This is a genomic window from Flavobacterium weaverense (assembly GCF_003688495.1).
GTDB classification, from domain to species: Bacteria; Bacteroidota; Bacteroidia; order Flavobacteriales; family Flavobacteriaceae; genus Flavobacterium; species Flavobacterium weaverense.
Genome location: NZ_REFH01000009.1, coordinates 137,901 through 156,882, shown reverse-complemented (window position 1 = coordinate 156,882; position 18,982 = coordinate 137,901). Strand labels below are relative to the sequence as shown.

General features: G+C 32.4%; 18 protein-coding genes. 11 read left to right on the top strand and 7 right to left on the bottom strand.

From position 1 onward, the window contains the following. The first annotated feature begins 432 nt into the window (after nt 1-432). Nucleotides 433-2,340, top strand: a complete 1,908-nt coding sequence (acs, locus tag BC961_RS07435) for an acetate--CoA ligase (RefSeq protein WP_121925238.1) — start codon at nt 433-435, stop codon at nt 2,338-2,340. Nucleotides 2,341-2,358: 18 nt separating this feature from the next. Here acs and BC961_RS07430 read toward each other — a convergent pair whose 3' ends face one another. Further along, nucleotides 2,359-3,087 (bottom strand): hypothetical protein, encoded by a 729-nt coding sequence (locus BC961_RS07430; RefSeq protein WP_121925237.1) that lies wholly within the window; start codon nt 3,085-3,087, stop codon nt 2,359-2,361. A 102-nt stretch (nt 3,088-3,189) separates the two neighbouring features. On the opposite strand from BC961_RS07430, the gene BC961_RS07425 reads away from it, so the two are divergent. The 7 genes from BC961_RS07425 to BC961_RS07395 all read left to right on the top strand — a co-directional run bounded on the left by BC961_RS07425 (nt 3,190) and on the right by BC961_RS07395 (nt 8,793). Then, the gene (locus tag BC961_RS07425) at nt 3,190-4,302 is read left to right on the top strand and encodes an NAD(P)/FAD-dependent oxidoreductase (protein ID WP_121925236.1); all 1,113 of its coding nucleotides are present in this window, start codon (nt 3,190-3,192) and stop codon (nt 4,300-4,302) included. Then, nucleotides 4,303-5,016, top strand: a complete 714-nt coding sequence (locus BC961_RS07420; RefSeq protein ID WP_121925235.1) for a methyltransferase domain-containing protein — start codon at nt 4,303-4,305, stop codon at nt 5,014-5,016. After that, nucleotides 5,013-6,065, top strand: a complete 1,053-nt coding sequence (locus BC961_RS07415; protein ID WP_121925674.1) for a type III polyketide synthase — start codon at nt 5,013-5,015, stop codon at nt 6,063-6,065. Before BC961_RS07420 ends, BC961_RS07415 begins: the two co-directional genes overlap by 4 nt. A gap of 87 nt (nt 6,066-6,152) precedes the next feature. Next, complete coding sequence (locus BC961_RS07410) at nt 6,153-6,581, top strand: 3-hydroxyacyl-ACP dehydratase FabZ family protein (protein WP_121925673.1); 429 nt, start codon at nt 6,153-6,155, stop codon at nt 6,579-6,581. Between the two features lie 95 nt (nt 6,582-6,676). After that, nucleotides 6,677-7,951 (top strand): beta-ketoacyl-[acyl-carrier-protein] synthase family protein, encoded by a 1,275-nt coding sequence (locus BC961_RS07405; RefSeq protein WP_121925234.1) that lies wholly within the window; start codon nt 6,677-6,679, stop codon nt 7,949-7,951. 68 nt (nt 7,952-8,019) lie between these two features. Then, nucleotides 8,020-8,277: an acyl carrier protein gene (locus tag BC961_RS07400; RefSeq protein WP_121925233.1), complete on the top strand. Its 258-nt coding sequence runs from the start codon at nt 8,020-8,022 to the stop codon at nt 8,275-8,277. Between the two features lie 18 nt (nt 8,278-8,295). Beyond that, nucleotides 8,296-8,793, top strand: a complete 498-nt coding sequence (locus BC961_RS07395) for a 4'-phosphopantetheinyl transferase family protein (RefSeq protein WP_121925232.1) — start codon at nt 8,296-8,298, stop codon at nt 8,791-8,793. Between the two features lie 13 nt (nt 8,794-8,806). On the opposite strand, the gene BC961_RS07390 is transcribed toward BC961_RS07395, so the two are convergent. Both BC961_RS07390 and BC961_RS07385 read right to left on the bottom strand, forming a co-directional pair. After that, nucleotides 8,807-9,403, bottom strand: a complete 597-nt coding sequence (locus BC961_RS07390) for a 3'-5' exonuclease (RefSeq protein ID WP_121925231.1) — start codon at nt 9,401-9,403, stop codon at nt 8,807-8,809. A 2-nt stretch (nt 9,404-9,405) separates the two neighbouring features. After that, nucleotides 9,406-11,322: a DUF294 nucleotidyltransferase-like domain-containing protein gene (locus tag BC961_RS07385; protein ID WP_121925230.1), complete on the bottom strand. Its 1,917-nt coding sequence runs from the start codon at nt 11,320-11,322 to the stop codon at nt 9,406-9,408. A gap of 183 nt (nt 11,323-11,505) precedes the next feature. Between BC961_RS07385 and BC961_RS07380 the strand changes: the two genes are divergently transcribed. Continuing rightward, entirely contained in the window at nt 11,506-12,012 is a 507-nt protein-coding gene (locus BC961_RS07380; protein ID WP_121925229.1) for a DUF2911 domain-containing protein, read from the top strand. A 190-nt stretch (nt 12,013-12,202) separates the two neighbouring features. On the opposite strand, the gene BC961_RS07375 is transcribed toward BC961_RS07380, so the two are convergent. Beyond that, the gene (locus BC961_RS07375) at nt 12,203-12,622 is read right to left on the bottom strand and encodes an Lrp/AsnC family transcriptional regulator (protein ID WP_121925228.1); all 420 of its coding nucleotides are present in this window, start codon (nt 12,620-12,622) and stop codon (nt 12,203-12,205) included. A 113-nt stretch (nt 12,623-12,735) separates the two neighbouring features. On the opposite strand from BC961_RS07375, the gene BC961_RS07370 reads away from it, so the two are divergent. Together BC961_RS07370 and BC961_RS07365 are read left to right on the top strand one after the other, a co-directional pair. Beyond that, entirely contained in the window at nt 12,736-13,446 is a 711-nt protein-coding gene (locus BC961_RS07370; protein WP_245980849.1) for a sulfite exporter TauE/SafE family protein, read from the top strand. A gap of 115 nt (nt 13,447-13,561) precedes the next feature. Beyond that, complete coding sequence (locus BC961_RS07365) at nt 13,562-14,791, top strand: multidrug effflux MFS transporter (RefSeq protein WP_121925672.1); 1,230 nt, start codon at nt 13,562-13,564, stop codon at nt 14,789-14,791. On the opposite strand, the gene BC961_RS07360 is transcribed toward BC961_RS07365, so the two are convergent. The 3 genes from BC961_RS07360 to BC961_RS07350 all read right to left on the bottom strand — a co-directional run bounded on the left by BC961_RS07360 (nt 14,792) and on the right by BC961_RS07350 (nt 18,925). After that, nucleotides 14,792-15,799 (bottom strand): DNA topoisomerase IB, encoded by a 1,008-nt coding sequence (locus BC961_RS07360; RefSeq protein WP_245980847.1) that lies wholly within the window; start codon nt 15,797-15,799, stop codon nt 14,792-14,794. It abuts the gene before it with no gap. 176 nt (nt 15,800-15,975) lie between these two features. Then, a complete protein-coding gene (locus tag BC961_RS07355; protein WP_121925226.1) occupies nt 15,976-18,453 on the bottom strand; it encodes a multicopper oxidase domain-containing protein in 2,478 nt (825 codons plus the stop codon). Further along, complete coding sequence (locus BC961_RS07350; protein ID WP_121925225.1) at nt 18,443-18,925, bottom strand: DUF305 domain-containing protein; 483 nt, start codon at nt 18,923-18,925, stop codon at nt 18,443-18,445. Before BC961_RS07350 ends, BC961_RS07355 begins: the two co-directional genes overlap by 11 nt. Nucleotides 18,926-18,982: the final 57 nt, after the last annotated feature.

The window sequence follows — 18,982 nt, the reverse complement described above, 5'->3', positions numbered from 1 at the left end:
GTTAAAAATGAAGTAGATTGCTTTTACATTCACTTGACTTTATATGAGGATAGAGTTAAGTGAATTGATCCCTTATTTTTTAGAATAGTACATAATTAATGCAATAATTGAGTTTCTTTTATAGAATTTCAATTTTAAAATTTTTGGTAATAAGTGTTCTTGTTTTAAATTAAATTAGTGGTTAATTATGATTTAGATGATACTTACTGTTACTAAATACTAGGTTTTCAATTTTGTTATTAGAAAAACGGGAAGGAGTAAATCTTTCTCGTTTTTTTTATTTCTATTTTTTTCGAACAAACCTAAATTTTAGATGAATTAGCATAAAAACTATGATTTTTATTCATTATGTGTTTTTTTATGTGCTTATTAATAATGTAAATAGTTTTAAGAATACAGAGAGATTTAATACTTTTATAAAAAAAATTAAACATGAGCTACTATAAAATAGAAAATTTAGAACAGTATTTTAAACACTACAATAAATCAGTTCGTGAGCCTAGAAAATTCTGGGGTAAAATTGCACAAGAAAATTTCACTTGGTACCAGCAATGGGATAAAGTTGTAGAATTTGATATGGTAGAAGCCGATATCAAATGGTTTACCGGAGCAAAAGTAAACATCGTTAAAAACTGTATAGATAGACATTTAGCTAAAAAAGGAGATAAGACTGCAATAATTTTTGAACCTAATGATCCTTCGGAAGAGGCATTGCATATAACGTATAATGAATTACACGAGCGCGTATGTAAAATGGCAAATGTATTACGTGACCAAGGAATTAAAAAAGGAGATCGCGTTTGTATTTATTTACCAATGATTCCTGAATTAGCCATTACGACTTTAGCTTGCGCTAGAATAGGAGCAGTTCACTCTGTTGTATTTGCTGGATTTTCAGCATCAGCTATAGCCAGCCGTATCAACGATAGTGAGTGTAAAATGGTTATCACATCAGATGGTGGTTATAGAGGTAGCAAAACAATTGATCTAAAAGGAATAGTTGATGAAGCCTTAGAAAAATGTTCTTGCGTCGAAAATGTGTTGGTAGTAAAAAGAATAAACTCTGAAATTACTATGAAAGAAGGTCGTGACCAATGGTTACAACCACTTTTAGACTCAGCAACGGATAATAATGTTGCAGAAATAATGGATGCTGAAGATCCATTATTTATTCTTTACACTTCTGGCTCAACTGGAAAGCCAAAAGGAATGGTTCACACCACTGCAGGTTATATGGTTTACAGTGCTTACACCTTTAAAAATGTTTTTAACTACGAGGACAATGACATTTTCTGGTGTACTGCTGATATAGGTTGGATTACTGGGCATTCGTACATACTTTATGGACCATTATTGAATGGAGCGACAACAGTAATCTTTGAAGGTGTTCCTTCTTATCCTGATTTTAGCCGTTTTTGGGAAATAATCGAAAAACATAAAATTACACAGTTTTATACTGCTCCAACTGCTATTCGCGCTTTAGCGAAAGAGAATTTGGAGTACGTTCAAAAATATGAACTTAAGTCATTAAAAGTAATTGGTTCTGTAGGAGAGCCTATTAATGAAGAAGCTTGGCATTGGTACAACGACCATGTTGGAGGTAAAAGATGTCCTTTAGTAGATACTTGGTGGCAAACTGAAACTGGAGGAATTCTTATTTCACCACTAGCATTTGTTACACCTACAAAACCAACATACGCTTCTCTACCATTACCTGGAGTTCAACCTGTTTTGATGGATGATAAACGCAACGAAATAGAAGGAAACCAAGTTACAGGAAGTTTATGTATTAAATTTCCGTGGCCAGGAATCGCAAGAACTATTTGGGGAGATCATCAGCGTTATAAAGACACTTATTTCTCTGCTTTTCCAGGTAAATATTTTACAGGAGATGGCGCATTAAGAGATGAAGTGGGCTACTACCGAATTACTGGACGCGTAGATGATGTTGTAATTGTTTCTGGACATAATCTAGGAACTGCACCAATTGAGGATGCAATCAACGAACATCCAGCAGTTGCAGAAAGCGCTATTGTAGGTTTTCCTCATGATATAAAAGGAAACGCTCTTTACGGTTTTGTAATCTTAAAAGAGACTGGAGAATATCGTGTAAGAGAGAATTTAACTAAGGAAATTAACCAACTTATTTCTGATCATATTGGTCCAATTGCTAAATTAGATAAAATTCAGTTTGTTTCTGGATTACCTAAAACGCGTTCTGGTAAGATTATGAGACGAATTCTTAGAAAAATTGCAGAAGGAGATTATTCTAATTTTGGTGATATTTCAACTTTATTAAATCCTGAAATTGTAGAAGAAATAAAAGAAGGTAAGATTTAAGAAAGAATAAAGTATTATTTAAAATTGAGGTTGGGAATCAGTGATATGATTTCCAACCTTTTTTTTGTCTGTTATCACAAAAAGGTAAATAAGATAAAACGAAATGAAATGTAGTAGTCTATCAAAAGTGTTTAGCACCACATTTTCAACAAAGTAAGTACCTATAGCAGCAAAAACATCATTAAATATCAAGGCTATTGCCCCAAAAAAATAGTAATATGCTTTTTTATTCGCAAATTTTCCTAAATATAAAACAGCAGTAATAGCTAAAAGTATAGTTACAAGTGAATTAAAAATTAATATAACATTCAGATAAAGGTCTCCTATTGCCGATATTAAAATATACATTATAGCTATTAAAAAAACAGCGTTTAAAGCTAGAATAAATAGTGTAAATCCGTTTGGAGGGGTATATAATTTTAAACTTTTTATTGATTTATACCCTAAACTGATTAATGATAGGTAACAGAAAAAAGAGGCTAGCAAAGCTGCTCTAAATAACTGCACCGAATCATCCCAAAATAAAATCAGCAATTCATTCAAATAAAATAGAACGACAAATAAAATATAGTTAGGAGTGAGTTTATTATAATTATTAACTAATGCGTAAACTAAGAATGAGGGTATGATAAGTGGTTTGATATAAACGACTAAATTTGAATCAAAAAAAATTCCCGCGCAAAAGTAGATTCCCAGAAAAATTACGGGGAAAATTAGTAAGGCACTTTTTATATTTTTAATTTTCATTATTAAACAAATCTAGCATTTTAAATTTTTATTACAAAAAGCATTAAAAATTTAATACTGTTATTACGTGATTAGTCTGCTAAATTGCTAAATTTACGAGATATGGCACAAAAAACTATAGTGATTGTTGGAGGTGGATTAGCTGGGCTTACTGCAGCTATTCATCTTCGAAATAAAAATTATACTGTTTTAGTGATTGAGAAAAATGACTTTCCTAAACATAAGGTGTGCGGAGAATATATCTCTAAAGAAGTTTTACCATATTTAGAATCTCTAGGTTTAAACATTGAGTCACTTCTTCCAAAACATATTGAAAATCTATCCTTCTCTTTAGTCTCAGGAAAAACGATTAACACTGTATTACCATTAGGTGGAATAGGGATTAGTCGATATGCATTAGATTTATATCTTTATAATTATGCGAGAAGCATTGGTTGTCAAGTGATTCAAGAGACTGTTTTAAATATTGATTTCTCAGATGATCTATTTAAAGTTACTACAAATACTGCTCATTATAGTGCGTCAATTGTTCTTGGTGCATTTGGCAAAAGATCAAACTTAGACATCAAATTAAAACGAAAATTTATTCAAAAACAGTCCAACTGGCTTGGCGTTAAAGCACATTACAAATTAGATTTTCCAGATGATGTTGTAGGACTGCATCATTTTAAAGGTGGATACTGCGGTGTTTCTAAAGTCGAAAATGATTTAGTAAATATTTGTTATTTAGCTAATTACGAGACTTTTAAAAGCTATAAATCTATCGATGATTATCAGGAAAACATCGTTTGTAAGAATCCGATTTTAAAAGAAATATTTAGAGCTGCAAGTATACAATTTGAAAAACCGTTAACGATCAGTCAAGTGTCTTTTGAAGAGAAAAAAAGTGTAGAAAATCATATTCTAATGATTGGTGATACAGCGGGATTAATTCATCCGCTTTGCGGTAACGGTATGGCTATGGCCATTCACAGCGCAAAATTAGCAGCAGAAAATTCAATTGAGTTTCTTGAAAATAGAATAAATAGGTCTACCTTAGAAAATAATTATAGGCTAGATTGGAATAATAATTTTAAAAGTAGACTAAAAGTAGGACGTACATTAGGAAAATTACTTCAACATGAAAAGACAGCACAATTTGCACTTAAGTTTTTAATTTTATTTCCTTCTTTGTTACCAATGATCATAAAAAAAACGCATGGAAAACCAATTTAGATGGCGATAGATACGAGATATAGAACTGATGAGCCAGAGATAATGGACGATTTTGCAATGGAGGGTGAAATTTTGAGAGATGCTTTAGATAAAATCGCCAAAATCAATCAGCTTTTAGGAGGAAACAAACTTACATTAGAAGGAGTGAAAGATTTACTTCCTGCAGATGCAAAAGATAGAGAAATTGTAATTGTAGATATAGGTTGTGGAAACGGTGATATGCTGCGTACTCTAGCTGAATTTGGTTTGGAAAAAAACATTAAATTTAAACTTTTAGGAATAGATGCAAATAAATTTACAATATCGCACGCAATAAAATTATCAGAAAACTACAAGAATATTAGTTATAGTTGTCAAGACATTTTCGATGAAGAATTCCGCGAAATGAAATATGATATTGTATTGTGCACATTGACTTTACATCATTTTAAAGATGACGAAATAGTTGACTTATTACAAACTTTTTATTCAAATGCAACTATAGGAATTGTTATAAACGATTTACAAAGAAGCGCTGTCGCTTACCGGTTATTTCAAGCTTTATGCTTTGTTTTTAATTTGAACGATATGTCAAGAGAAGATGGACTAACTTCGATTTTAAGAGGATTTAAAAAAGAAGAATTAGTAACTTTTTCTAAAAAATTAAATTTTACCCATTATAAAATTCATTGGAAATGGGCATTTAGATACCAATGGATAATTTCAAAATTATGAGTGTAAAGATAAAAACAGTAACAAAACAGTTACCAAAATATTCTAGAAATACTGACGAGATCATTCCGTTTCTTGACGCGTGGTTAGAAGGTCAAGACGAGCGCTTCATTCGAAAAGTAAAAAAAATATTTGAAGGAGCCGCAGTAGATAAACGATATTCCATAATGGATCCAATCGAAGTATTTACCAAAACTTCTTTTGAAGAAAGAAATGATATTTATGTACGCGAAGTAATTGATTTAGGTGAAAAAGTATTAGTAAAAGCGCTAGCAAAGGCAAAATGGATGCCAGAAGATTTAGATTATATAATCACGGTGAGCTGCACTGGAATTATGATTCCTTCGCTTGATGCCTACCTAATTAATAAATTAAAATTGCGCCAAGATATTGTACGCCTTCCTGTTACTGAGATGGGTTGTGCTGCAGGTGTTTCAGGGATAATTTATGCTAAAAACTTCTTGAAAGCAAATCCTGGTAAACGTGCTGCTGTAATTGCTGTCGAAAGTCCAACAGCAACTTTTCAATTAGATGATTACTCTATGGCTAATATAGTAAGCGCCGCTATTTTTGGTGATGGAGCTGCTTGCGTATTACTTTCTTCACATGAAGATGATGAAGGTCCTGAAATAGTAGCTGAAGAAATGTATCATTTCTATGACAACATAGACATGATGGGTTTCAAACTTACTAATTCTGGTTTGCAGATGGTATTAGATATAGAGGTCCCTGAAACTATTTCTTCGCATTTTCCTGCAATAATTAATCCTTTTCTGGAAAAAAATCAATTAGACATTTCGCAAATTGATCATTTAATTTTTCATCCAGGTGGTAAAAAAATTGTTCAAACGGTTGAAGCATTATTTTCTGACATGGGCAAAAATATAAATGACACTAAAGAAGTGCTTAGACTTTACGGCAATATGTCAAGCGCTACAGTTTTGTATGTTTTAGAGCGTATTATGGATGATAAACCAGAAAAAGGAACAAGAGGACTTATGTTGAGCTTTGGTCCAGGATTTTCAGCTCAACGTGTTTTACTGCAGTTTTAGAAAGAAAATTAGTTCGTAAAAATTTAGATATTAATTACTGAACTTAATTTTTGTAATCACATTATAAAAAATGAAATATTTAAAATGCTGAATTTTCAAGATCTTATTTCAAAATTACCGTATTCAAAACCATTTTTGTTTGTTGATGAAATAACTCATATTGATGAAAATGGAGTGGAAGGGAATTACACTTTCGATGAAAACCTCGAATTTTATAAAGGACATTTTAAAGACAATCCCATTACTCCTGGAGTTATTTTGACCGAAACAATGGCTCAAATTGGTCTCGTTTGTTTGGGAATATTCATATTAAATAAAGAAGTAAGTAAAAGTAATTCAATTGCCTTAACATCAACTGATATTGAATTTTTAAAACCAGTATTTCCTAACGAAAAAGTAAGCGTAATTTCAGAAAAAATATATTTTAGATTTGGAAAATTAAAATGCAAAGTAGTAATGAAAAATCAAAATAATGAAGTAGTTTGTACAGGAATAATTGCTGGAATGCTCGTTTAATTTGTATGATCTTAAACCATTATTTTTATACAATTGAAATTGATATTTAATTTCATCTTACTATTTTTTAATTGTCCTTTAAACTGTATTTACAAATGAATAGAAGAGTAGTAATAACGGGACTTGGAGTAGTTGCACCAAATGGAGTGGGGCTTGACGCATTCACTGACGCCATAAAAAATGGTTTATCAGGAATAAAGCACGATGCTGAATTGGAACGCTTGCAGTTTTCATGTCAGATATCAGGAAAACCAGAAATTTCTACAGAATTATCTTTGAATTATTTTTCAGAGTTAGAACTGCGCAATTTTAATTCGTCTGGGATTCTATACGGTGTTATTGCAGGAATTGATGCATGGAAAGATGCAGGTTTAGCTATAGAAAATAATAAAGAACCTGATTGGGATAGCGGAACTATATTTGGAACTGGAACTTCTGGGATTGATAAATTTCGAGAGAGCATTTATAAAATTGACGATCTCCAAACGAGACGTTTGGGAAGTACGGCCGTCGCGCAAACAATGAATAGTGGTGTTAGCGCTTATTTAGGTGGAAAATTAGGTTTGGGTAACCAAGTCACAACAAATTCTTCTGCTTGCACAACGGGTACCGAAAGTATCTTGATGGCATACGAAAGAATTAAATTAGGTCAAGCTAAACGAATAGTAGCAGGAAGTACTAGCGATTCTGGCCCTTATATCTGGGGTGGTTTTGATGCTATGCGAGTTTGTACTTTTAAACACAATCAATCGCCTGAAGAAGGTTCGAGACCCATGAGTGCAACTGCCTCTGGATTTGTTCCAGGAAGTGGCGCAGGAGCAATGGTTATCGAAGATTTAGAAAGCGCTTTGCAACGTGGCGCTACAATTTACGCTGAGATTTTAGGAGGAAATGTAAATTCTGGAGGTCAACGCGGACTCGGCACTATGACGGCGCCAAACCCAGTTGCAGTTAAAAAATGTATCACTGATGCGCTTTTAAACGCTGGAGTAAATGCTAATGAAATCGACGTGATTAATGGACATTTGACTGCGACCTCTAAGGATAGTTTAGAAATTCAAAACTGGAGTGAAGCATTAAATAGAAAAGGAAAACATTTTCCATACATAAATTCATTAAAATCAATGGTTGGCCACTGCTTATCAGGAGCTGGAAGTATTGAGAGTGTTGCTGCAGTATTGCAATTACATCACGGTTTTATTTTTCCAAATATCAATTGCGAAGACTTGAATCCCGATATCACTGCAATAATAGATGAATCGCAAATACCAATGAAGTTAATCCACAAAGATATTCAGATTGTGGCTAAAGCTAGTTTTGGTTTTGGAGACGTGAATGGCTGTGTGATTTTTAAAAAATTTATAAAATAGAAATAGAAAATAAAGCTATAGTAATTAAAAATAAAACCTTTACTTTAGTGAAAAATCAGCAAATTAAAATGGATAAGCAACAAGTTATAGATCAATTAAAAGAAATTGTAAAACCTTATATTCAAGATCAAACGGCGTTTGATGCATTAACAGAAGACACTGATTTCATAAGTGATTTGAAAATAAATTCAGCTAATTTAGTAGATGTCATTCTTGATATTGAAGAGAAATATAATATCGAAATTGACAACGATGCTATGGAGCGAATGATAAATGTTAAAGCAGCAATGGAAATTATTGCAAGTAAATTAGCAGAGAAAAATTAGAATTTTAATTTTTCAAATATGATTGGAAACGATATCGTTGATTTGGCTTTAGCCAAAAAGCAAAGCAATTGGCGCCGAAAAGGATATCTTGAAAAAATATTCACGCAGCAAGAACAGCATCTTATAAATAACACTCAAAATCCTAATTTAATGGTTTGGAATTTATGGAGTAGGAAAGAGGCGGCGTATAAGATTTATAATAGAGAAACTAGTATTCGAGCCTTTATTCCGTTACAGCTTGAATGTAGTTATGAATCTGAGAATATAGGAACTGTTTCTTGTAGAGGTTTTGAATATTTTACTAAAACAGTGCTTTCAGAAGATTTTGTATACACAATCGCCGTTAGTCAGCAGGATTTATTTAAGACAATAGCAGCTATTGTAATTGAAGATAAAATCATTAAGGTAGACGGTATTCCTTTTTTAGAGAACCAAAATTCATCATTTAAAAGAGTGGTTTCTATAACGCATCACGGCCGTTTTTGGAAAGGAATCGCATTGAAGTTTGAATACTGATTTTTTGCAAGTACTATTTTATTCCCAATCTCGATTTCAACTTCAAAAATAATAAAGCTGTCTTGTAAGCATCCTCTGCTGAAGAATTTCTTTCGCTTATAGGCACATTGTAAGTTTTACAAAGTTCGTCTAATGAAAACTGTCTGTCATTTATATCATGCAACTTCCTATGCATCACATCGATATCGAGTGCTTCATTTTTTAATCTTCCGCAACCCAAACGATCTAAGGCTGTATTGATTATTTCTACGTCAAAATCTACGTGATGTCCCACTAAAACTGCATTGCCTATGAATTCAATAAAGTTTTGAATTGCTTCCGGTTCCGGAAATTTTTTCATTTTACTTTCTACTAAAAATTCATTCAGAATTCCGTTGTCGTGAAAAAATTTATATTGCAATAAAACGGCCTCAAAACTATCTCCAATTCTAATACTGTCATCAACCACAGCAAAGGCACCTATTGATAAGATTACATCTTTTATAGCGCTCAAACCTGAAGTTTCAGTTGACAATACCACGTATCGAGATGATTTCTCATCAAATTTTGATAGGTAGCTCTTCCAAAATTCTGGATGTTCTTTGCTAATATTTTTTAACCAGTCTAACATAGTTATGAAAATTGAGTTAGTTTAAATTTACTTTTAATTAATTCCTCTAATTCCCTCATTGGTGCTAATGCACTTTTTAGTTTGTCGCGATCAAGTTTAGATAATTCATCGAGATTAATGAATTGGCCTGAACTATCATTTTTCAAACCTTCTAATGTTCTAAATTTTGACAAAGTTAAAAATGCTTCTCCGCAATTCAAATAAATCTCTGCGTGTCGCGGATCATTGATCGCAAACTGCTTGAATCTTTGATATGTATTGTTTATTCCTCTAACTTCAAAATTTAAAGCAAACAGACGAGCACCATCAACTAATGGCAATATCGCTCGAGTTTTTATATCAAATTTATTTTTATTTGGACCTTCATCCTCCACATTAAAGTTTTTGAAAAAACTAAGAGGAGAATTTTTTCTTAAGGCATCATTTCCTAGGAAGTCAAAAAATAAAATATTATTTTTTGCATTCTTATAAACGACATCGCTTATTGTATCTTCAATTTTTTGTTCACCAAAAGCGATTTCGTAATCAAAGAAAATACTACTTATTTCGTTACTATTTTCACCTGGAGTATTCATCCAACTGTCATACTGTTTAATCCAGTCCGTCAATGATTTACACCATTGCGTATTGCTTCCCATGTGTCCATTAGGACATAAGGCATAACCTATTTCTTCAAGAGTCGTCGTTGTTTTTTTACCTAATTTCAGGAAGTAATCTTTCACTTCGCGGTATTTATCGGCTGAAACATCTTCGAAAATAAGAATACTATCTTGATCGGTTAATAGTAGTTGCTCTTTACGACCTTGACTACCTATACTTAGCCATGCAAAGCGAGCAGGAGGTGAGCCTAAGTCTAAAATCGATAATTCTACAGAACGCTTGATGATAGCCAAATTGATTTCACTAGCAATATTAAAAATGTGTGAAACTGGAATATTTTTAGTTATCGAAGTCTGAATTAAATCGGTTAAACGATCTCTAATTTGCTTTAATTCTTTTGGAGCTTGACAACGTTTAATTTCTTTGATTAAAACACCTGGATTACTAGCTTGGGCAATTATTAAATCATTTTCGCTAATAATACCTTTTACATTTGATTTATCAGTACCGTCTTTAGTAACACATAAGTGCGTTACGTTATATTTTAACATCAATAATTGGGCTTCCGCCAAAGAGACATTTTCCATAACGGTAATAACTGGAGCCGACATTATTTTATCAACTGTGGTAGTAATTGGATAGCGACCAGTTGCTATCTTAGAACGCATGTCCGTATCGGTAATAATTCCTATAGGATTGTTATTATCGCAAACTACGATATTATTTTTCAAACTTTCTGTCATTATCTGCGCAACATCTTGAACTATTGCAGAACTATTCGTTTTTAATGGTGAGGTGTTGTACGATAAAGACTGAAAATATTGCATTTCTGATTTTTCACCGGAATAGTAAACATTATCAGAAATTAATTTACCTATTAAGTTTTCTTTATCTTTTGGATTACGAGTATTGACTGCAAAACTTTCTAATAAATAATTTAAAACATCAGAATTATTAGCTACGAAAGGACGAAAAATAGCAATAGGAATTGCATATACAATGCTTTCCTCTCGCGCTTTAGCGGTCATCATATAATTATTTTTGGCAAAAAACGGACGTATTCCAAATATTTCTCCTTCGGTACATTTGTTTAATAATGTCTCTTCAGAATCAGCTATGACTGATAACGATATAATACCACTTGCAACAACGTAAAAACTATCATGCAAAACATCATTGACTTGAAATAATATTTTATGTTTTTCAAGATTGACAACACGTATGCTAGTGGCTATTTCAGATAATTCTTCAAAAGTCAAATGATTAAAAGGAGCGTATTCCTTTAAAAAATCAGCAATGTGTTCAGCAATAGTATTCATATCGTGTAAGTAAATAAGGTATGTTTTTGTAAAAATAACGAAATTAAAATTATATCACTATCATAACTCAAGCAAAATAGGTTAATTATACAATGCTTAATTTTTTCCTAAAAAAATTGAGATTTATAAGTATTTAGAACAACATTATTTACTTTTATTTATCAAACTAAAACATTTTAAATCATGAAGTTAATCAGAAAATTACATTTTTCACTTATTGCACTGCTTATTGTAAATTTTATGAACGCGCAAGCCAAACCAGCTAGTAGCAAAGAAGTTGCAACTGGAAAAATTAAGGGTGCCGATATTACTATCAATTACAGTAGTCCATCAGTGAAAGCGAGAGAAATTTGGGGCGGATTAGTTCCTTTTAATGAAGTATGGCGCGCTGGTGCAAATGAAGCTACAACTTTTGAAACTACTAAAGATATTATGGTAGAAGGATCAAAACTACCAGCTGGAAAGTATTCATTTTTTGTTATTCCAAGCGCAAAAGAATGTATCATCATCTTTAACAAAGAAGCGAAACAATGGGGATCTGGAAAGTACAACGAAAAAGAAGATCAGCTGAGAGTTAAAGTTAAACCACAAGTTGCAAAATCATCAGCAGAAAAGTTGGTATACACAATAGCAAAAAATAAAATGACACTTAGCTGGGAGAAATGGAATATTCCAGTAATGATTAAATAAGCAGAATTATGTTTATTAGTAGAGCATCGTCGGGAGACGGTGCTTTTTTTGTTACTGCTAATATATGAAGAGCAAGGTTTTAATAAAGTCTATTTTACATAATATAAATTATAGTTCATTTATATATAGTTGCAAAAAGAGTGAAAGTAGACCTAAATCAATGAAAACACCATATTAAAACTCTTGTTAGCTACTCGTCCTTTAAATCTGATAATATTAAATGAGTCGTTGGTTCGCCATAAACCAAAAGTCTGTCTATAAATTGCTGTAGATGCAATTGATCAGTTAAGATGACTTTCATAAAAATATTGTGTGTTCCAGTGATTCTATGTATTTCAGCTATTTCGGGAAATACATTTAAGTGATCACAAAAAAGAATTAATTTTCCACTGAACAATTTGAACATAATAAAAACTTCAAGACCAAAACCTAATTTCTTATTATCGAGCTGAATATGGTAACCCTTTATAACTTCTGAATCTTCAAGTTTTTGAACGCGTTCTCGAACGCTAGATGGTGATAAACCAATTTGTTTGCCTATTTCAACAAATGAGGCTCTAGAATTTAGCTTCAATTTATCTATTATCTTTAAATCTATAGTATCTACCATTATTAATGTTTATTTAGTGCAAAAATACTTTTTTTAGCGGAAAATTGCTAATATAACCACTGATTAAATTTTAATAAAATCAACTCCAGAACTACTTTTGTAATATGGATACAATGTTATTATTACTTATAATCGGGATTTTCTTTGGTTTTTTTGTTCAAACTATTAGCGGCTTTGCTGGTGCATTAGTTGCTTTACCTTTTTTACTCCTTGTAATGCCATTAGCAGAAGCTGTTTGTTATATATCTATTTTTTATTCGATTGCTTCACCAATCTATTTCTATAAGGAATGGAAGAATATGGACAAAGAATTACTAAAAAAACTAGCAATCACTTCTTTCTTTGGTGTTTTAATAGGATCCATAGTTTTATTATTTGGCGAACCCAATATCTTAAAAAAAGCTTTGGGAATCTTTATTTTGCTCTTTGTTATAAACAATTTAATAAATAAAAATAATAAACGTTTTGGAGCTAAAGTTCAATTTATATTGGGTCTTTTTGGTGGATTCTTTTCTGGAGTTTTTTCAACGGGCGGTCCATTGTATGCAGTAATAATTAAAAGTGAAACCGCTACGGTGCAAGCTTTCCGCGCTACGATGTTTGGAATATTAGGAATTGTTTCAATAATGCGTATTTCTGTATTAGCTTTTGAAGGTGTTTTAACTAGAAGCGAATTGATTAACTCTTTATACGTTCTTCCCTTTTTTATTCTAGCTTTAGTTTTGGGAAAGATGGTTTATCTCAAATTGAACGAAGAATTTTTGAAGAAATTCATTCTAGGTTTACTTTTTATTTCAGGCTTTATGCTAATCATTAAAAATTAGAATTGATCAAAGCCCAAGTTTTAACTTTCTATAAGGCTTTTAAGTTTCAATGACCGATTTAATTAATTTACCTTTGCAAAAAATTAAAACAGCTACTTTGAACAATAATACCGCGATGTCCAGAAAGAGATATATTAAGTTAATCCTAATTTTAGGTTCGTTAACTGCATTAGGACCATTTTCAATTGATATGTATTTACCTGGATTTTCTGGAATTGCAAAGGATTTAAACACGACAGTTGCTAATGTGTCTATGACATTATCGAGTTATTTTATTGGTATATCTGCAGGACAATTATTATACGGACCATTATTAGATCGTTTTGGTAGAAAGAAACCTTTATTTATTGGATTATTAGTTTACATTTTAGCATCTCTAGGTTGCGTTTTTGTAACTGATATTGACACTTTTATTGGTTTACGATTCATTCAAGCTGTGGGTAGTTGTGCTGCAACGGTCGCTTCAGTATCGATGGTGCGTGATTTATTTCCAGTTAAAGATATTCCAAAGGTGTTCTCATTATTAATGTTAGTTGTTGGGCTTTCACCAATGTTAGCGCCAACAATTGGTGGATACGTAACTGCAGATTATGGTTGGCATACTGTATTTTTTATATTGATGTGCATGGGAATAGTTATTATGATTGTAGCGCAATTAATTTTACCAAACACCTATCTACCAGATACTTCAATTTCGTTAAAACCAAAACCAATTATTACTAATTTTATTAGTATTCTAAAAGAGCCTCAATTTTATACTTATGCTTTTGCAGGTGCAATTGCTTTCTCTGGTTTATTTACGTATGTCGCTGCCTCTCCTATCATATTCATGGATATATTTAAAGTAGATGCAAAGACTTACGGTTGGATTTTTGCTTTTATGTCTTTAAGTTTTATAAGTGCTAGTCAATTGAATTCATTACTGTTACGCAAGTTTAACAGTGAGCAAATGATTTTTGGTGCATTAATTTCGCAAACCTTTATTGTATCGTTATTCCTAATTCTATCATTAAATGATTTACTAGGTTTATATGGAACAATCACGATGTTGTTTTTATTTCTTGCGTGTTTAGGAATTTCAAATCCTAATACTGCTGGATTAACCCTTGCTCCTTTTGCGAGGAATGCTGGAAGCGCTTCTGCTTTAATGGGTGCCATACAATTAGGATTAGGTGCTTTTGTTTCGTTCTTAGTTGGTGTTTTTGTACATAATTCTACAGTTCCTATGGTTGCTATAATGGCTGTAACCACTATTTTAGCTTTAATAATTCTAATTTTAGGTAGAAAGAAAATAAAAAAAACGATTGCTATTTCGTCTGATGAGGAAATAGTAACCGTTCATTAATTAAATATGCTTCATCACTTCTTTTTCTGACGAAGTGAGTTCAAACTGATTCATCCCGTCATCCTCATGCCATTTACTGGGTAGACTTTTCGATTCAATTTTCTGCATGATGTTAGGATGTACATAATATGATCTGCATACTGTAGGTGTATTTCCTAATTCATCAGCCACCATTCGAATCAATGTATTACTGAATTTTCTTTTTTTAGTATCACCAATGGCTTCTAACGCATGAGGATATAATTCAACTGCTAAACGGCTTGCGACCCATGTTCTAAAATCTTTACTACTAAAACCTTTTCCCATGTGTGTGCGAATATACTCGTTCACATCTTCGCTATCTATCGCCTGGAAATTACCATCATCGTCCTTGTATCTAAATATTTCGTAACCGGGTAATTCAGAAGACTTTTTTATCAATTTTGCTAACTGCATATCATCGACTTCAATATGTCGCATTTGGTTACTTTTTCCTTTGTATTCAAATACCACATGGTTTTTTTCAAAAGTAATGTGCTTTCTGCGTAATGTTGTAAGTCCAAAAGTTCCGTTTTGATTGGCATATTGCTTATTACCTATTCGGATTCCAGTTTCGTCTAAAAGTAAAACAATGAGCGCTAGAATTTTCTCCTTGCTCCATTCTTTAGTGTCAATATCTTCTAATATTTTTTGTCGAAATTTACTCAATGCTTTTCCAAAGCTTTTCATCTTTGCAAATTTCTCTTCTTGCTTCGCTTTTTCAAATGTAGAGTGATAAATGTACTGTTTCCTGCCTTTTGCATCTCTACCAATGGCTTGAATGTGTCCATCATCCCATTTACAGATATAAACATCGCTCCACATTGGCGGAATTATTAGTCGGCGAAATCTACTTAATAATACGGTATCGGTGATTTTATTTCCTTCTTCATCAAAATATTGATAGCCTTTACCTCTCTTTCGCTTATGAATCGACATGGCTTCATCACCTACATGTTTTATCTCCTGGGCAGTTTCTTTATCTTTCATAATACGTTTAAGTTTAATATTTTAAAGATAAAGTAAAAGTCAATTTTCGTGTTTTAGAATTAGATGAGATTTTTATATAATCTTTCGCATAAAAAAACCGTTACTAAACTCTTCCAAGTCTAATAACGGTTTAAATTTTAATTCTAAAAGAAATCTATTAAATATCTATTCTTACTTTAGTAGTTTACCGACAATCCTACTCCAAATCCCATATCGCTGTCGTAATGCGTTCTAATACCCATGTTTTTATTTATGATGTATCGTAAATCAGCCATATATTCTTTGTCTGTATTAACCATAAAACCAGCTCGTAATCTTTTTGAAACTGGAATATCCTCTCTCATTAATTGGAAACGAACATCTCCATTGTGATATACTTCTGCTTGAAAAATAACGAGCATTGGTAAAGTGTAATCAAACCCTAAACTAACTAAACTGCGATTGTCCTTAGTATTGGATTGATTGAATAAATTAGTTTCTTGCTGGTCCATTCCCATTTTTCGATAGCGATAATCAAATCCAACAAATGGCATAAACCATTGATTCTTTCCAATGTATCGTCCCACATGAGTTTCTACTTCATAACCATGCATTTTATTATATCCTAAACGCCATTCTGTTCCGAAACTCCAGCGCGCATTTTGTATCATTGCCATTCCGTCGTTTCCATTGGTAGCAAAATCATTTTGAGCCATGAAATGAGTTTCATTACTCTCAGCTTGCAATGTTTTATAGGCTGCAGCTTTATTTGGTAGATATGGATTTGGTTCTGAATTTTCATAACTAAAAACGCGATTCATTCCAGACATCATGTGATATAAAATGTGACAATGGAAGAACCAATCACCATCTGCATTTGCAGCAAATTCAATGACGTCTGTTTCCATTGGCATAATATCCAATACATTTTTCAAAGGGGAATATTCTCCTTGACCATTTATAACTCTAAAATCATGTCCGTGCAAATGCATAGGATGACGCATCATTGAATTATTGTATAAAGTAATACGAACGATCTCCCCTTTTTTAATTAAAATTTTATCCACCTCAGATAAAACTTTATTATCCATGCTCCACACATAACGATTCATGTTTCCAGTAAGTTCAAACCTAATTTCGCGCACAGGAGCATTTTTATCAAGAGAAGTTTTAGTTGGTGATTTTAACATTGAATAATTCAGCGTTACAATATCAGAATTCATCGCACTCATATTGTGTTTAGAATGATCCATATTTCCATCCATTTTCATTCCGCTCTCTTGTTTTGCTTCATTTGAAGATTTAGCAGATGATTTTGAATGATCCATATTTCCATCCATTTTCATTCCGCTCTCTTGTTTTGCTTCATTTGAAGATTTAGCAGATGATTTTGAATGATCCATATTTCCATCCATTTTCATTCCACTTTCCTGTTTAGCTTCATTTGAAGATTTAGCAGATGATTTTGAATGATCCATATTTCCGTCCATTTTCATCGGATCGCTACCTCTAGCTTTCGGCTTTTTAGTAACTCCTGAAATTTCTGGATACATAACTGTATTCATATCCATTTTTTGCAACGACATATCCATTCCCATATCATTCATTGAACCGTCCATGTTCATCATGTCGTTCATCATCTTCATTCCTTCAAAATATTTCAATTTTGGCATCGGACTAACTAATTGTTTGATCCCTTTACCAATATAAATAGAAGTTGCTTTAGTCCTATCTTCTGGAGTAGCTACAAACTCGTACGACGTGTCATCCGCAGGAATGGTAACCACAACATCGTAGGTCTCTGAAACTCCGATAATCAATCGATCTACTTCAACCGGATCTACATCATTACCGTCGTTAGCCACTACAGTCATTTTTCCGCCAGCATAATTCAACCAAAAATAGGATGATGCACCACCATTGGAAATTCGTAATCGTACTTTGTCTCCGCCTTTAAATTGCGTTAGCTGACTTTCGTTTTGACCATTTATTAAGAATTTGTCATAATAAACATCACTCACATCCATGGCTAACATGCGTTTCCACTCGTTAGTTAGTTTCGTTTTGAAATGTCCTGCCTTTATAGCTTCTGAGTAACTCTGAGTAGTTCCTTTCTTAATGGCAAAATAGTCGGAAGCGTTGTGTAATAATCGATGTACGTTTTTAGGGTTTAAATCCGTCCATTCGCTTAAAATTACAGGAACTTGTGGTAAGTCATCAATTCCTTTTCTGAACGTTTTATCGTCGGCTTTTTTCTTTAAAATTAACGAACCGTACATTCCTATTTGCTCTTGCATTCCACTATGACTGTGGTACCAGTGTGTACCATTTTGCACAATTGGAAAACGATACGTAAAGGTTTCACCAGGTTCAATAGGCATTTGTGTTAAGTACGGAACACCATCTTCTTTGTTTGGCAAATATAATCCGTGCCAATGTAATGAAGTACTTTCTTTCAATTGGTTATGAACTACAATTTCAGCAATATCGCCTTCTGTAAAAGTTAGCGTTGGCATTGGAATCTGTCCATTTACCGCAATTGCTCTTTTTTCTTTTCCAGAAAAATTCACTAAAGTATCTTTTACATAAAGATCATAATGGACGACTTTTTGAGCCAAAAGCATATTTGAAATAAAGAGTACAAAAACAACAGCGATTATAATATTATTTTTCATTTTCTAATCTTTTAATCATTAGTTTCATTTGTTCAATTTCTTTTTTTTGCGCAGTGATAATATCATCTGCTAATTTTTTAACTTCTGGATCTTTAATATCTGCTCTTTCACTTGTCAAAATTGCGATTGAATGATGTGGAATCATTGCTCTCATCCAAAGCGTATCGCCAACGATTGGTTTTTGAACGCGAACAAGAAACAAAGCAGAACTAAATAAAAGAATACTTCCTAATATTATCAGCATGTTTTTTTTCTTGTTGCGATACATTCCCATCATAAAAAATAACATTATTAATGACATGGCTGAAATTCCTAAGCAAGTCATGTAAAATCGTGTCAGACTAAAGTATACATGGTCTACTGAGTACGTATTTAAATACATCGTACCATACATTGCAAGAAAGGAGAGTCCTAACATTGAAATGAATTTTGTATACATGTTTTGCTTTTTGTGTTTCTCTAAATTTTCCATCTTACTATAGTCTTTAAGTTAAATATTGATTGATCTATTCGAATAAATCAACTTTGA